Origin of the sequence: Mesoflavibacter sp. CH_XMU1422-2, from assembly GCF_037029245.1 — a bacterium.
Lineage (GTDB): Bacteria > Bacteroidota > Bacteroidia > Flavobacteriales > Flavobacteriaceae > Mesoflavibacter > Mesoflavibacter zeaxanthinifaciens.
Map to the genome: position 1 here is coordinate 92,209 of NZ_JAYMEE010000056.1, position 16,442 is coordinate 108,650.

Below are 16,442 nucleotides of genomic sequence, written 5' to 3' on the forward strand. Positions count from 1 at the left end.
TTAAATTTTGCTGTTAATTTAGTTTAATCCAGCAGAATATGTTGTATTGTAGTTACCTATATTTACTAGGTTTCCTGAAGCTTCAAAGTTAGAGCCATATGTAGCATCTATAGCTTTTAAGAATTCGTTTGCAATTAAAGCGTAACCTCTAGAGTTTGGATGAACACCATCTAAAGAAAATGCTCCACCAGTAACTAAACTTGCTGTTAATAAATAATCTCCAGAAGAAATACCACCATTGGCTAATTGATTTAATAACGTATTTGCGTCAACAAATGCTAAACCTGCGTTATTAGCTGCACTTTCTATTATAGAATTAAATGCAGCAGTAGCAGATGCTATTTCTGATTGTTCTGATGGAATTAAAACCCATTTGTCATCTAAAGGTTTAGTTATTCCTTCTGCAGAGAACTGTCCAGCTAGTGCTGGCGGTAATCCTTGAGCCACTAAACCTGCAGCATAATCAGAATTTACAGTACCAATTACTCTACTACTTGGTAAAACAAATAAATCTGCAGCTGTTGCTTGTCTTGTTTGACCATAAGTATTTCCTAAAAGGTTTGCTACTAAAGGAGCTGCTTGAGCAGGAAGCCCAAATTGTGCGATAAAAGCAGGAAATGTTGGACTAGCCATAAGCGCTCCAGTTATTTGAGCAGAAATATCTGTTAAGCTTTCGTCTTTAATAACTACAGGGCTATTCTCTGATTGAGAAAAAACTATAGCTCTTTCTGGTTGTCCTAAAGCATCATATATTTGATTGATTGCTCCAAAAATCGTGTTTAAAGTTGGTATTTGTGGACCAAAATCAGGATTATCAGGACTTAAAGGGTTGTAAGGTACAGTTGTAAAATGGGGTATTGATGTAACATCTGGGATGTTTGCAATTACTCCTTGAGAGCCTCCAGAAGTAAGCGTTGTTACTAAAGTATTATATGCAAAATCAAATGTTGCTTGATCAGTAATAGGATCATAATTTTCTGCCATAGTATCACTTTCTCCTCCAGACAATGCATAACCTAAAACATCATTGTTTCCTATCCATAAAGAAAAGAACGTTGGTGTTTGTGCCATAGCATCTGCTATAACAGATGTTGTTGGTGAACTAGCCATTCTTACAAAATAAGGATTTGCAGTCGCAGGCGTTGCAAATAAACCGTTTAAATCACCATAACCTGGAGCTAATAAATGAAAACTTTTAGCTCCTGGAACACCCATATTGTTAAATGGTCCAGTTGGATTATTCAAAACAATATCTGTTGTAGTTTGAGCCATAGGGTTTAAGTTTGTAATAGAAGTTGGACCACTACCATCAAAAACCAATCTTGGACCAAAACCAGGAAGTTGACTACCGTTAATTAATAACCCACCAGTATTATCATTTGTTAGTGGTTGGTTAAAGTTACCGCCACCAACTAAAGAAAATTGACCTGATAGTATATTAGGCATGGAGTTTTCTTGAGATATTCTGTATAAAGCTCCATCTGCAAAACCAGCAGTAAGTGAGTTACCTAAAGAAACGTATGTTGAAAAATTTGCATCTCCAGCTGTTAATTCTGGAAGCGGTCCAGATATATCATCTGAGCTACTATCGTCATCACTACAAGCTGTAAAGCCTAAAGCTGCAGCAAGTATCCATATATATTTTAATTTGTTCATTTTCATAAATTTTATAGGTTATTAATAGTCCAAGATACGTAGTATTGAGATCCAATAAATCCAGTACCAAATGCTGTAAAGTACTCATCACCTAACAGGTTTGTTGCTCCAGCCTTAAATGTAGATTTTAAACTTGGAACTCTGTAGTTGATTTGTGCATCAATTGTGTGGTATGCAGGTACTTCTCCATCACCAAAAGACGCTTCCCAGAAGTAAGCATCACTCCATCTCCAAGCAACGTTAAATCCAAAGTTTTTAAATAACTCTGTATTACCAAATGTTGCTTTTACTTTATGTTCTGGAGTATTGAAGTTTGTTCTAAAATCTGGATTATTTTCTTGATCAAAATCTAATTTTGCGTATGTATAGTTAAATCCTAAGTCAAAATCATTTAAGACTTTAGTTGTTACACCTAATGCAGTTCCGTAAGAATTTACGTTAGCATCAGAGTTAGTGTATGTTTGATAAGCTTGGTAATCTCCATTTTGAATAGCTAATAAAGATAAAGAGTTATCTCCAACTGTTCCGTAGAAAGGAGCGATTACAGTTTCATTAGCTAAGAAATCTTTGTAAGAGTTATAGTATGCACTAACGTCTACTATAAACTTATCTAATTTACCTCTGTATCCAACTTCAAAAGAAGTTACTTGTTCTGGTTGAGCAAAGTTAGAATTTGCTACTCTTAAATCTGCAGGATTTGTTGATTCTGCAAAATCTTGTACAGAGTTAGCTAAGTATGAGTTTGTATAAGCACTTTGTCCAGAGAAGTCTATAGTTGCAGAGTTTGTAAAGGCTTGACCTGCAGGACTTACATTGTAAGTGTCTACATATCTTTCTGGGTTATCTAAAGCACCACCAACTAATACAGCTCTTCCTACATCTAAACCAATGTATAAGTCTTGAGTAGTAGGGTTTCTAAATCCTGTTTGAACTGAAGCACGGAAGTTATGATCTTTATTAACTGTAAATCCTAAAGATAATCTAGGAGAAAAGAAACCGTCAAATAATTCTGATTTATCATAACGAACAGAACCTGTTGCTTTTAATTCTACATTTTCGCTTAAGTCAAAGTTTTTTTGGATTTGAGTATAAAAACCAACTTCAGAATAATCAATAGGACCATCATTATCTGTATAAATAGTTCCAAAAGAGTTTAAATTATACTTTCTATAAGATCCACCTATTTGAATTTCAGCAAAATCAATCATGTCACTAAAGTTATAATTAGCATCTGCATGATAGATTTTTGAATTATCTTGAAATTTAGATCCAGTACTTAAATCAGGATCTTTTATAACTTTGTTAAATGCGTTTTGAAATTCTGGTGTTCCTGGTAAATATCTTCCTGTATCTGCAGCAGCTCTTGCAGCGTCATGCTTTTGTTGTTCTGATAGGCCTAAAGGATTACCACTTAACTCTATACCTGCAAAGGTTGCAATGTAATCTCCAAACCAATCTTGGTCACTCTTCCATGATCTATTAATGTTGATTCCTGTAAAAACCATATCGTAAGAATCTCCAGCTTTATCTTCTGTTACATAACCTCTTACAAAGAAGTTTTTATCTCTAATTTCTAATTTATGTTGTTGTAAAAAGAAATTATTGATATTGTATCTATTTGCACCTTGATAAATAGTGTTACCAGAACCAACTTTTCCTACATAAGCAATTTCAAAATCACTATCAGTAAATGGTCTAAAATATAATCCCCAATCTGCTTTTATACTTTCAGCATTATAGTTAGTTAGATCTCTTTCGTTATAACCAGTTCTACTTACTGTTACATCGGGAATAATACCTAAACCTGAAGCAGATCTAATGTTTGTAGATACCTCGTCTCCATAAACGTTAATACCATCATAGTCATAGTCTGATCTTGTTAAGCCTCTATTTAATTTATCTTTTTCGTTAGTTGCAGCCCAATCAGTTCCTTTTAAGTAACCAAAGTTAACTTTTACAGCAAATTTATCTGAGAATTTATGAGCCATTCTAATACCTAAATCTGTTAAAGGATTGTCTCCAGCAGCTTCTTGAGATGTTATACCTCTTTTAATATAACCACTAATTCCTTCATGGTCAAAAGGGTTTTTACTTCTCATGAATAAGATTCCGTTAAAGGCATTTGCACCGTAAAGAGCAGAAGATGCACCAGGTAAAAGCTCTACACTTAGTACATCAGTTTCTGTCATACCTAATAAATTACCTAACGGGAAGTTTAACGCAGGAGCTGAGTTATCCATACCATCTACTAACTGCATAAATCTAGTGTTAGCAAATGTTGCAAAACCACGTGTGTTAATAGATTTGAATGTTAAACTATTTGTATTAATGTCTACACCCTTAAGGTTTTCTAATCCATCATAAAAATCTACAGAAGCAGTGTTTTTAATTTCTTTTAAACCGAATCTCTCTACCGTTACAGGAGATTCAAAAATACGTTCTGGTGTACGAGACGCAGAAATAACAACTTCATCTAAAGATGTTCCTTCTGTTAACACGATGTCTACTTTTTGATTGTTTGAGGTAATTTCGGTTGTTTGACTTGTAAAACCAACACTACTTACTTGTATACTAAAAGGAGGTGTTTGGTTTGTGTTTAAAGTAAAATTTCCGTCAAAGTCTGTTACTGTTCCTTCTGAAGTTCCGAGGATAATAACATTAGCACTAGGTATAGGTTGTTTACTTACATCATCTACAACTGTACCTGTTATTGTTGTTTGCGCAAAAGTAATGGCGCAAAAGAACAACATTGCAATTTTAAGGGTTGTCTTCATTTTTTAGATTTAGTTTAATTATTGTAGCAATATACGTTTTTTAACTAAATCTTAAAAAAAAGTGAAAGAAAATTATGCGTGCATAATAAGTTTTTGTGAAAAAAAATAGCTTCAAAATCTATTATTCGTAAAAATCACTAGGGATTATTGAATATTTTAAGATTTTGAAGCTAGTGTTAACAATTCAGTTTTTATTCTACAGTAACTGATTTTGCTAAGTTTCTTGGTTGATCAACATTTTTACCTAACATCACAGCAATATGATATGATAAAAGTTGTAATGGTATTGTTGTTAATAAAGGAGTTAAAGATTCGATAGTTTCTGGAACTTCAATAACGTGATCTGCTAATTGCTTAACATCTTCGTCTCCTTTAGTTACAATTCCTATTATTTTACCTGACCTTGATTTTATTTCTTGGATATTGCTTACTACTTTTTCGTAATGCCCTTTTTTTGTTGCAATTACAAATACTGGCATTTGATCATCAATCAATGCAATTGGTCCGTGTTTCATTTCTGCAGCAGGATAACCTTCTGCATGGATATAAGAAATTTCTTTTAGTTTTAAAGCGCCTTCTAAAGCTACTGGAAAATTAAATCCTCTACCTAAGTATAAACAGTTTTTTGCGTCTTTATAGGTTTCTGCTACCATTTTTATATGGTCGTCAGATTTTAAAGCTTCAGCTACTTTATTAGGTATTAATTCTAATTCTACTAAATGTTTTTGAAATTCAGAATTAGATAAATTTCCATTAGATTTAGCTAATTTTAAAGCTATAAGCGTTAGTACTGTAATTTGAGTTGTAAATGCTTTTGTTGAAGCAACACCAATTTCTGGTCCTGCATGAGTATAAGCACCTGCGTGTGTTTCTCTAGCTATAGAAGAGCCAACAACATTACAGACACCAAACACAAAAGCTCCTTTTTGTTTAGCTAATTTAATAGCAGCAAGTGTATCTGCAGTTTCACCAGATTGAGAAATTGCTATTACAACATCTTTTTCTGAAATTACTGGATTACGGTATCTAAATTCAGAAGCATATTCTACTTCAACAGGTATTCTTGCTAGGTCTTCAAATATATATTCTGCAACTAAACCAGCGTGCCAAGACGTACCACATGCGACGATAATAATTCTATTAGCGTTTAAGAATTTTTCTAGATTATCATCAATACCAGCCATTTTTATAATGCTATCATTGACTCTTAATCTTCCTCTGTAGGTGTCTTTTATAGCGTTTGGTTGTTCATGAATTTCTTTAAGCATGAAATGTTCATAACCACCTTTTTCTATTTGTTCTAAATTTATTTTTAATTCTTGAATGTAAGGATCTACTAAAGAATCGTTTTTGATTTTTCTTATTTTAACTCCTTTTTTAAGTCTTACAATAGCCATTTCTTCATCTTCTAAATAAATAGCTTTTTTAGTATATTCTAAAAAAGGTGATGCGTCACTTGCTATAAAAAACTCTTCTTCTCCAACACCTATAGCTAATGGGCTTCCTAATTTAGCTACGACTATTTCGTCTGGTTTATTTTTGTCAAAAACAGCAATAGCGTAAGCTCCTACAACTTGGTTTAGAGCAATTTGTACTGCTTTTCCTAATTTAACTTTTTCGTTTTTCTTAACGTCTTCAATTAGGTTTATTAAAACTTCGGTATCTGTATCTGATTTGAAAGTGTAGCCACGTTTGATTAACTCTTTTTTTATAGACTCATAGTTTTCAATAATTCCATTATGGATTATTACTAAATCACCAGAGTTAGAATAATGTGGATGAGAATTTACATCGTTTGGTACACCATGAGTAGCCCAACGTGTATGACCTATTCCTACAGAACCATCTTTTGAGATTTCTGTTTTTACTTTTTCTTCTAAATCAGCAACTTTACCTTTTGTTTTTGATAACTTTAGTTCTGATCCATCGTAAAGAGCTATACCGGCACTATCGTAACCTCTATATTCTAGTCTTTTTAAGCCTTCCATTACTATAGGATAAGCTTCTTTTTTTCCTATGTAGCCTACAATTCCACACATAATTTTTAGTTTTCGGTTTCTGTGTAATAAATTTCAAAAGTTGCTCTGTTTTCTTCAGGAACAGATTCTTTGCTACCATAAAGTACAGTGCCTTTAGGAGAAATAGTTGAACTTGAAGGAACAAAATTTATCATATCTTCTTCAGTTGTGTTTATTATTCTTGAAGTGGATATGTTGTTTACGTTAGTTGAAACAAATATTCCTAAATCTAAATTTGTCGAGTCGCTTATAAGAATATTTTTAACATGCTCTGTTAATCTAAACTTGTATCTAATACCGTTTTCATCTTCGTCTCTTTCTAAACGTGGCGCATAAATAATTTTTGAGTTTATTGGGTTTAAAAAGTTGCTTGAAGCATCAAAATAATAGTCTACAATAGGGACATTATTTTTTAAATCATAAAGCATTATTCTTTCAGACTCAACATCATTAGAGCTGCTTTGGTTATTAACAAGATCTTGATTTACGTAAAAAATTAAGTCTGCCTCATTAATTAGCCATTTTTCATTTTTTTCTTTAAAATATTCTAAAGCAGGAACATCACTTCCAGATTCATCTTGAACTGTGCCTTCAAATAATTTAATGACAGAAAAGTTTCCGTTCATTCCTTTTAAATATAAATTGTCATCACCTAAAGTAGCGTCACCATCTGTAGGCGTAGTGTATAAATTATTAAAGTTGTTAGCTTTAATTCCTGTAAAGTCTAAAGTGTATTGTCCTGTTAATAATTCTTCTTGGTCAACATCATCTTCATCGTAATAGGTATATTCTAAAGTTATATTAGCATTGGCATCATTTAAATTAAGCATAGCCATACTACCGTCTCCAGTATTGTCTTCTACTTTAAAAATTAGTCCTCTAAAGTAGTTGTAAAAACTACTGTTGTTTGAAAGTTCTTCGCTGTCTTGATAAGGAAAAAATAAATTTTCCCAATCACTTAGATTAATGATGTTTGCGTTGCTATCATTAAAAAGATCTACATAAATTCCAGGAGCTAAAACTTCTGTTTCATCATCTTCATTAGTAACACTGTGAGTAGAATTACTAATTGAAAAATCGTTGTTTTCGTAAAGTAACTCTAGTGTTTGAGAGTTTACATCTATAGTTTCAAATATGTTTGAGTAATAAAGCTGTTGGTCTTCAAAATCTGAAGTAGGATCTAAGTCTCTTAACAGGTAATTGCTTCTGTAAATAGAAAGTTTAAATGTTGCGGATTGATTACCAAAAACAGAATCTAGTGTGTATGTAGAAACTCCATCATCATCTGTGCTTTCTATTTCTGAATAATATGGTATGTAAAGTTTTACAGATTGAAGTGTTGGATTTACACCAAAATCTGGAGATAAGTTTGTTGGTAATACTTGAGTTATAATACTTGCTTCTGTAGCTCCGTAAGGTTGCATATCGTCATGATATACACCTAAAAGATTGTTTGGTAATCCATTTGTTTGAATTGGATTACTTTTTTTAGTATAAGAAACAAAAGGGAAAACTTTGCGATTGGTTTCAAAGTTTTGTACGCCTCTTACATCGCTATCTACATTTAAGTAATCTCTGTCGCAACCTACAGTGACTAAAGCGATTAAACCTAAAATAGCTAATGGTTGAAAGGCTTTACTTATATACTTTTTCATTAATTTTTATGCTTTTATTAGCTTAAAACGTCATTATTGTAAAAATTAGTGTAAGCTTCACTAAATTCATCTTTCGGTTGGTAATCTAAGACAGGTTTTTTAGAATCTTTTAAATGTTTTGTTAAATCTTCAGGAATATCTTCAGAACCAACTATTAAAGCGTCAGATTGGTCTATTGCAACCTTCATTAGGCTTGAGTATGTAGGATTTTCTAAAACCTTAATCTGGTCTTCTTCTATACCATCAAATTTTATTTTATTAATTAGATCTTTATTTAACGTCTCGTCAAAGCTTTGGCTGTAAACAGATGTTACAATTTTACTTTGATTAAACAAAGGTTCATCTTTATAAAACTGTTTTAAGTATAATGGTAATAAAGATGCTAGCCAACCATGTACATGAATGATATCTGGTGACCAATTTAATTTTTTTACAGTTTCAATTACTCCTTTTGCAAAGAAAATAGCGCGTTCGTCATTATCTTCAAAAAGGTTACCGTTTTCATCTGTAAATGTTGCTTTTCTTTTAAAGTATTCGTCATTATCGATAAAATATACCTGAATTCTTTCTTTAGGTATAGATGCAACTTTAATAATTAAAGGCATATCTAAATCGTTAATAACTAGGTTTATTCCAGATAAGCGTATTACTTCATGTAATTGGTGTCTTCTTTCATTTATATTGCCATATCTAGGCATAAAAATTCTTATTTGCCCTCCTTGTTGATTCACCATTCTAGGTGTTTCAAACGACATTGACGAAATTTCAGTTTCTGGTAAATAAGGCACCACTTCAGATGATACATATAATATCCTCTTATCTTTCATAAATTACTAGCTTTTTAGAATTAAAATTAAAAAACACGCAAAAGTACAAAATTTTATGCAGATTGCCACTAAAAGATTAAGTTTGCATGCGTTAATTAAATAATAAACAATGATTGTTTTTAGAAAAAAAGACGAACTTAATGCTAAGATTTCTTCTTTAAAGGAAGAAAATACGACCGTTGGATTTGTACCAACTATGGGTGCATTACATCAAGGTCATTTAAGTTTAGTTGAAGAGGCTTTAGCTAATAATAATCTGGTTATAGTTAGTGTTTTTGTAAATCCAACACAGTTTGATAACTCTGAAGATTTAAAAAAATATCCACGAAATTTACAACAAGACGTTGACTTGTTAAATACTTTATCTGATAAAATTATTGTTTATGCACCAACGGTAGAGGATATTTATGAAGGTGAAACTAAATCTCAAAAATTTAATTTTGATGGATTAGAACATCAAATGGAAGGTAAATTTAGAGACGGTCATTTTGATGGCGTAGGAACAATTGTAAAACTTTTGTTTGATATAGTAAAGCCTAATAATGCTTATTTTGGAGAAAAAGACTTTCAGCAATTAGCAATTATAAAAAAGCTAGTTTCAAAATATAATATACCTGTTAATATTGTAGGTTGTAAAATTAAACGAGACGCTAATGGTTTAGCGTTAAGTTCTCGTAACACAAGATTAAAACCAGAGCATAAGGTAGTAGCGCCTTTTATTTATAAGACATTAAAAGCTGCCAAAGAAAAGTTTGGCACAAAAAGTGCTAATAAAGTTATAGAATGGGTTGAAAATCAGTTTGCTAATCACGAATTGTTAGAGTTGGAATATTTTACCATAGCAGACGAAGCAACCCTAAAAACAGCAAAACGTAAATCTAAAAACAAGCAATACAGAGCTTTTATTGCAGTATATGCAGGAAAAATTCGGCTAATTGACAATATAGCTTTAAATTAATTATCTTTGTCCCATGCAAATTCAAGTAGTAAAATCAAAAATTCATCGTGTAAAAGTAACAGGTGCAGACCTAAATTATATTGGAAGTATAACCATTGATGAAGATTTAATGGATGCAGCCAATATTATTCAAGGCGAAAAAGTGCAGATTGTAAATAATAATAATGGCGCACGATTAGAGACCTATGCAATACCAGGTCCACGTAATTCTGGTGAAATAACCTTAAACGGAGCAGCAGCAAGATTAGTATCTCCAGGAGATGTGTTAATTTTAATCACTTATGCTTTTATGGATATAGAAGAAGCTAAGGTGTTTAAACCATCATTAGTATTTCCTGATGAAGCAACAAATCTTCTAAAATAGATGTCTAAAAGACCGATAATACAAGTTTTAAAAATAGTGCTCCCAATTTTATTGGGAGTTTTTTTAATCTGGTATTCTTTATCTAAAATATCAATCTCTGGCTTATTAGAATATTTTAAAAATGCCAATTATCTTTATATCTTTTTAGGTGTTATTTTTGGTTTATTAAGTCATTTATCAAGAGCTTACCGTTGGTTGTTTATGTTAGAGCCAATGGGTTATAAAGTAAAAATGGGTAATAGTATAATGGCAGTTTTTGCTGCTTATTTAATAAATTACACTATACCACGAGCAGGCGAAGTGGCAAGAGCAACCGTCTTAACAAATTACGAAGGTGTGCCTTTTCAAAAAGGTTTTGGGACTATTGTTGCAGAGCGTGTTGCAGACTTTATAGTCATGCTATTAATAATAGGATTTACGCTAATACTTCAATTTGAATTCATCTTTAATTTTTTTGCAGAAAAATTCAATCCAATCAAGCTTATAATTGCCTTTTCAATTTTATTGATTTTAGGATTTCTTTCAATAATTTATATCAAAAAGAGTAGTTCAAAAATAGCTATCAAAATTAAAAATTTTGCCAATGGTTTAATAGAAGGTGCATTAAGTGTCTTTAAAATGAAAAAAAAGTGGGCATTTATCTTCCATACATTTTTTATCTGGGCAATGTATATTTCAATGTTTTATATAACAACATTTGCTATAAAGGATTTAGGGAGTGTTTCTATTGGAGCTGTTTTAATAGGGTTTATTTTAGCTACTTTTAGTATAGCAGCAACAAACGGTGGTATTGGATCATACCCAGAAGCAATTGTAATAGCTTTTACATTATTTGGTTTACCTGAAGATCCAAGTCGTGCGTTTGGATGGATTATGTGGACATCCCAAACCCTATTAATATTTGTTTTAGGAGGACTATCTTTATTGTATCTTCCTTTTTTTAACCGAAACAAATAATTTGTACATTGCACTAAACTTAATCTATTAACCTTATGAAACGTTTTTTATTACTCCTAATAACGTTAGTTTTAAGCAATACGCTAACATCCCAAACCATTTATAAAGAAATAAACTCTGAAAAGTTAGGCGAATCTCGTCAACTAAAAATTCAAGTACCACGTAACTACGATACTTCAGATAAAAAATATCCTGTAGTTGTTGTTTTTGACGGCGATTATTTATTTGAAATCGTAGCAGGAAATGTAGATTATGCAGCCTATTGGGAAGATATGCCAGAAGCAATCGTAGTAGGAATAAATCAATATCAAAAACGTGAAGCAGATTGTTATTATAGCGAGCAAAACTCGTTACCAATAGAGACTGGAGCAGCTTTTTTTGAGTTTGTAAGTATGGAGCTTATCCCATTTATAGATAAAAATTTCCGTACAGAAAATTTTAAAGTTGCGGTTGGACATGGGCAAACAGCAAACTTTATTAATTACTATTTATTAAAAGGTGTTCCTTTATTTCAAGCGTATATTAGTTTAAGTCCAAGTTTGGCACCAGATATGAAAACATATCTAACAGAGAAAATGCCAAAATTAGAACAAAAAATATTCTATTATTTAGCAGCAGCAAACAATGATAAAGGTGATATTAAAGAAGAAACCGAAGCTTTAGCAAAAAGTATTTCTTCTGTAGAAAATGATAATCTTTTAGATCATTCTGAAGTTTTTACAGACGCGACACATTATTCTTTACCAGCGCAGGCTATCCCAAAAGCTTTACAAAAAATATTCTTAGTATTTCAACCAATAAGTTTAAAAGAATACAAAGAAACTGTTCTTAATCTTGAAGGAAATCCGGTAGATTATTTAAAAGAAAAGTATGAAACTATAGAAACGCTTTTCGGTATAAAAAAACCAATTTTAATTAACGATTTTAAAGCAATCGAAGCTGCAATTAAGAAAAAAGAAAAGTACAATTACTTTGAAGATTTAGGTAATTTAGCTCGTAAAGAATACCCAGACACCTTACTTGGACATTATTATTTAGGACGTTTTTACGAAGAAACAGGTAAGTCTAAAAAAGCAATGAAAACATATCAGTCAGCTTACGTATTACAAGAAATTGGAGGTATTACAAAAGATTTAGTTTTAGAGTTAGCAGAACAAATTAAAGCAGACTTTGGGTATTAATGGCTAAAGTAAAAACAACGTTTTTTTGTCAAAATTGTGGCACGCAATTTTCTAAGTGGCAAGGTCAATGTACATCTTGTAAAGAGTGGAATACCATTGTAGAAGAAGTGGTGCAAAAGCCTGAAAAAAATGATTGGAAAACATCAACTTCCAACACTTCAAAAAGAGTTTCAAAGCCTTTAAAACTAAAAGAAATTGATTCGTCTCAAGATGTAAGATTAGATACTAATGATGCCGAATTTAACCGTGTTTTAGGAGGCGGAATTGTACCAGGATCTTTAACACTTTTAGGAGGCGAACCTGGTATTGGTAAGAGTACATTGCTGCTTCAAGTGTCCTTAAAATTACCTTACAAAACGTTGTATATTTCAGGTGAAGAAAGCCAGAAACAAATAAAAATGAGAGCAGAACGTATTAATCCAAAAAACGAAACCTGCTACATTTTAACCGAAACCAAAACTCAAAATATCTTTAAGCAAATTGAAGCAATTGAGCCTGACATTGTCATTGTAGATTCCATTCAAACACTGCATAGTGATTATATTGAAAGTTCAAGCGGAAGCATTTCACAAATTAAAGAATGTACTACAGAGCTAATCAGGTTTGCTAAAGAGACTAATACACCGGTAATTCTTATCGGGCATATTACAAAAGATGGTCACATTGCAGGACCAAAAATATTAGAACATATGGTAGATACTGTACTTCAGTTTGAAGGCGATCGTAACCATGTATTCAGGATTTTAAGAGCAAACAAAAACCGTTTTGGATCAACAAACGAGCTTGGTATTTATGAGATGCAAGGATCTGGTTTAAGAGAAGTCTCTAACCCAAGCGAAATTTTAATTTCTCAAAAAGACGAAGCTTTATCAGGTAATGCAGTTGCTGCAACTTTAGAAGGTATGCGTCCTTTAATGATAGAAGTACAAGCGCTAGTTAGTACAGCTGTGTATGGTACGCCACAACGAAGTGCTACAGGTTTTAATGCCAAACGTTTAAATATGTTATTGGCAGTTTTAGAAAAGCGTGCAGGATTTAGATTAGGCGCTAAAGATGTTTTTTTAAATATAACTGGAGGCATTAATGTTGATGATCCAGCAATAGATTTAGCAGTAGTAGCTGCCATTTTATCTTCTAATGAAGACGAGCCACTTCAAACCGATTTTTGTTTTGCTGCAGAAGTTGGCCTGTCTGGAGAAATTAGACCAGTACAACGCGTAGAGCAACGTATTCTCGAAGCTGAAAAGCTAGGTTTTTCAACCATTTTTGTGTCTAAATACAATAAGATTACTATTAAACCTAAAGGAATAAAAATTCAATTGGTTTCAAAAATTGAAGATATTGTAGATTTTTTAAGTTAGAATTAATTCAGTCCAAAACTCACTATAAAAATTCTTTGATTTCATTAGCTTTTCGTGATTCCCAAAGTCAGTTATAATTCCATTTTCTAAAACATAAATACGGTTAGCAATTTTAGGCAAGGAATGAAGTCTATGAGAAATAAAAATAATGGTTAATTCAGATTTTAGTTTGTTTAATAACTCCAAAACAAACTGTTCTGTTTTTCTGTCCATCGCAGAAGTGAATTCGTCCAATAATAAAATTTTTGGTTTTTTATATAAAGCTCTCATAAGAGCAATCACTTGTTTTTGTCCGCCTGATAGGTTAATACCTTCTTCGCCAAGTATTGTGGCATAGCTTTGTGGTAGGGTATTGATGAAATCTTCAAAGCCATAATCTTGACAAAACTTGACTATATTTTCGGGTGTGTCTTTTTGACCTAAAAGAATGTTTGTAATGACATTACCGCCAAATACTGTTACATCTTGTGGCACAACGCCTAAAATAGTTCGCCAGTTTTCTGTATTTAATTCTGTTAGATTATGTTGGTTATTAAGTGTAATTGTTCCATTTTCAAAAGGGTAGAATTTTTGAAGAATTTGCCCTAATGTACTTTTGCCGCTTCCGCTTTCGCCAACTAAGGCAATACACTCATTTTTATTAATGTCGATATTTATGTCTTTTAATAATTGACTTCTACCTGCAAAGCGAAAAGAAAGATTTTTAACTTCAAGAGAATTGAAGTCTAGAATTTCTGTATTCCCTTTTTGCTCTTTATCCATTGATGCAAATTCATACATACGGTTAAAAGCTACTTTGGCTTCGTTAATAGGAATGGTTATTAACGCTAAACTTGCAACAGATGGTAATAAACTACCTGCTACACCTAGAATTGCCATCAGTTCTCCCAATTGCATAGTTTCATCATAGACTTGAATAGAGGTATAAACCAAAATTCCCATTAAAAATAACACACTAAACACACCTGAAAAAACCGATAAGCGTACATTTATTTTACCAAGATTAAAGGCTTTTTCTTGAAAATTACCATAAATAAGTTGGTTAATTTTTTGAAAAATAATTTGCCTGTTATTATTTTTTATGGTAGCTATACCTTGCATTGAAGTAATATAATTGCTCTCACTAAAAGCATAGCTTTGCATTACTTCTTTTTGTGCATTGATAATACGTTTGTTAAAACTGTAAATAAGAACGAAATAAAAGGGTAAACTAATAGAAGCTATTAACCCTGTTTGCCAAGAATAGTAAAACAAAAAGCCTAAAGACACTATGGTTACTAAAGCGTTGATAACCACATTACCGAAGATTTGACTAATAACGCGTTGTACACGTTGTGTATCGTTTAATCTTGCAACTAATTCTCCAATTTTACGAGTATCAAAAAAGGGTTTTGGTAAATTGAGTAATGAAGAATAAAAACTATCTACAATACGATTGTTAAAATCTTTGGTTTGACGTATTAAGAAATAATCGCGTAATGCTGTAAATAATACCCTAACCAACAATAAAAAGGCTACTAATGCAATGCCCGTAATAAGTTTTGTGAAGTCTTTAGACGGTAAAATATCATCAATTAGTTTTTGAGAAAAGATTGCCATTGCCATACCAAGAATGGCAATACCTAAACCTAACAACACACTAAAAGAAATTAAACGATAATCTTCTTTAAGTAATTTTAAAAACCATTGCTTTTTGTTTTTGTTTTTAGTTTCGGTTTTTACAAAATTAGCATTTGGCGTAAGGGTTAAGCAGGTTTTGGATTTCCAAATGGTTTCTAGTTCTTCTTTGGTATAGGTTATGATGCCTTTTGCTGGGTCGCCAATGATAAATTTGTCATCTTTATAGCTATAACAAACCACATAATGTTGTAAACGTTCCTCAATAACAACGTGAAGTATTAACGGTTCTTTGTGGTCAATTATGGCTTGTATATCTGCTTCGTTGCCTTGTGCTGTAAAACCTAACTTGTTGGCAGCTTGATATAAACCTAAAAGGGTAGTGCCTTGTTTGGTTGTACCGCTTAACTCTCGTAACTTTTCTAAATGGTTTGAGCCACCGTAAAATTGAATTAGAGATAATAAACAGGCAACACCACAATCACTTTGGTCGTGTTGTTGTGTAAAGGTTTGTTGTAACTGTTTTTGCGAAAGGTTGATTGTTTTAGTCATTTTGTTGTAATGCTCTTAAAATACCTTTGGCATTAAGTTGCCCTTTGTGTTTTTTGATTAATTTTTGGTTTTGGTCGTAGATTAAGAGGTAAGGAATGCTGTTAGCATCAAATCGACTAGAAAAAGTATTAAGATTATCATTTAAAAAGGTAATATTTTGCTGATTGTTTAGGTTATACTGTTCTGAAAACTTTTTAATTGTATCAATAGACTCTGTAGATATAAAAATGATTTGCACATTTTTAAAGCTGTCTAAATTATTGCTAATGCTTTGAGCTTCGTGTTGGCAAAAATCGCACTCGCTATTAAAGTATATAAAAATGGTGTTTAGGTTTGTTTTTAGATTAGCTTTTGTAAATGGTTTTTGGTCTAAAGTTAAAAACTCAAATTCTGGGATTATTTCTAATTGCTTGGCAATTTGGTTTTTTTCTTTGGTTTTAGAAATAACATTGTAGCCTAAAAAAGATAGTAAACCTAAAACAGTAACTGCAACTATAATTAAAATTGTTTTTTTACGCATCA

General features: G+C 31.9%; 12 protein-coding genes. 5 read left to right on the forward strand and 7 right to left on the reverse strand.

The features are described 5' to 3' along the window. Positions 1–18: 18 nt before the first annotated feature. The 5 genes from WA340_RS06435 to WA340_RS06455 form a co-directional block, all read right to left on the reverse strand. Entirely contained in the window at positions 19–1,656 is a 1,638-nt protein-coding gene (locus tag WA340_RS06435; protein WP_336127995.1) for an SGNH/GDSL hydrolase family protein, read from the reverse strand. A gap of 11 nt (positions 1,657–1,667) precedes the next feature. After that, positions 1,668–4,430, reverse strand: a complete 2,763-nt coding sequence (locus WA340_RS06440; protein ID WP_336127996.1) for a TonB-dependent receptor — start codon at positions 4,428–4,430, stop codon at positions 1,668–1,670. Between the two features lie 191 nt (positions 4,431–4,621). Continuing rightward, the gene (glmS, locus tag WA340_RS06445; protein WP_336127997.1) at positions 4,622–6,469 is read right to left on the reverse strand and encodes a glutamine--fructose-6-phosphate transaminase (isomerizing); all 1,848 of its coding nucleotides are present in this window, start codon (positions 6,467–6,469) and stop codon (positions 4,622–4,624) included. A gap of 5 nt (positions 6,470–6,474) precedes the next feature. Beyond that, entirely contained in the window at positions 6,475–8,103 is a 1,629-nt protein-coding gene (locus WA340_RS06450) for a DUF4270 domain-containing protein (RefSeq protein ID WP_336127998.1), read from the reverse strand. Between the two features lie 17 nt (positions 8,104–8,120). Continuing rightward, positions 8,121–8,930: a glycogen/starch synthase gene (locus WA340_RS06455; RefSeq protein ID WP_106677211.1), complete on the reverse strand. Its 810-nt coding sequence runs from the start codon at positions 8,928–8,930 to the stop codon at positions 8,121–8,123. A gap of 109 nt (positions 8,931–9,039) precedes the next feature. Between WA340_RS06455 and panC the strand changes: the two genes are divergently transcribed. The 5 genes from panC to radA are packed head-to-tail and all read left to right on the forward strand — an operon-like array spanning position 9,040 to position 13,751. Continuing rightward, complete coding sequence (gene panC / locus WA340_RS06460; protein WP_027879613.1) at positions 9,040–9,888, forward strand: pantoate--beta-alanine ligase; 849 nt, start codon at positions 9,040–9,042, stop codon at positions 9,886–9,888. A gap of 13 nt (positions 9,889–9,901) precedes the next feature. Continuing rightward, on the forward strand, positions 9,902–10,252 hold the full coding sequence (panD, locus tag WA340_RS06465) for an aspartate 1-decarboxylase (RefSeq protein ID WP_027879612.1): 351 nt from the start codon (positions 9,902–9,904) through the stop codon (positions 10,250–10,252). Then, positions 10,253–11,209 carry a lysylphosphatidylglycerol synthase transmembrane domain-containing protein gene (locus WA340_RS06470; RefSeq protein ID WP_336127999.1) on the forward strand — a complete coding sequence of 319 codons (957 nt, stop codon included), beginning with the start codon at positions 10,253–10,255 and terminating at the stop codon, positions 11,207–11,209. A 35-nt stretch (positions 11,210–11,244) separates the two neighbouring features. Then, positions 11,245–12,390 (forward strand): alpha/beta hydrolase, encoded by a 1,146-nt coding sequence (locus WA340_RS06475; protein WP_336128001.1) that lies wholly within the window; start codon positions 11,245–11,247, stop codon positions 12,388–12,390. Continuing rightward, on the forward strand, positions 12,390–13,751 hold the full coding sequence (radA, locus tag WA340_RS06480) for a DNA repair protein RadA (RefSeq protein ID WP_304140531.1): 1,362 nt from the start codon (positions 12,390–12,392) through the stop codon (positions 13,749–13,751). The genes WA340_RS06475 and radA overlap by 1 nt, the downstream gene beginning before the upstream one ends. Here radA and WA340_RS06485 read toward each other — a convergent pair. Together WA340_RS06485 and WA340_RS06490 are read right to left on the reverse strand one after the other, a co-directional pair. After that, positions 13,743–15,920, reverse strand: a complete 2,178-nt coding sequence (locus WA340_RS06485; RefSeq protein ID WP_336128004.1) for a peptidase domain-containing ABC transporter — start codon at positions 15,918–15,920, stop codon at positions 13,743–13,745. The genes radA and WA340_RS06485 overlap by 9 nt on opposite strands. After that, on the reverse strand, positions 15,913–16,440 hold the full coding sequence (locus WA340_RS06490) for a peroxiredoxin family protein (RefSeq protein ID WP_336128007.1): 528 nt from the start codon (positions 16,438–16,440) through the stop codon (positions 15,913–15,915). The genes WA340_RS06485 and WA340_RS06490 overlap by 8 nt, the downstream gene beginning before the upstream one ends. Positions 16,441–16,442 lie beyond the last annotated feature (2 nt).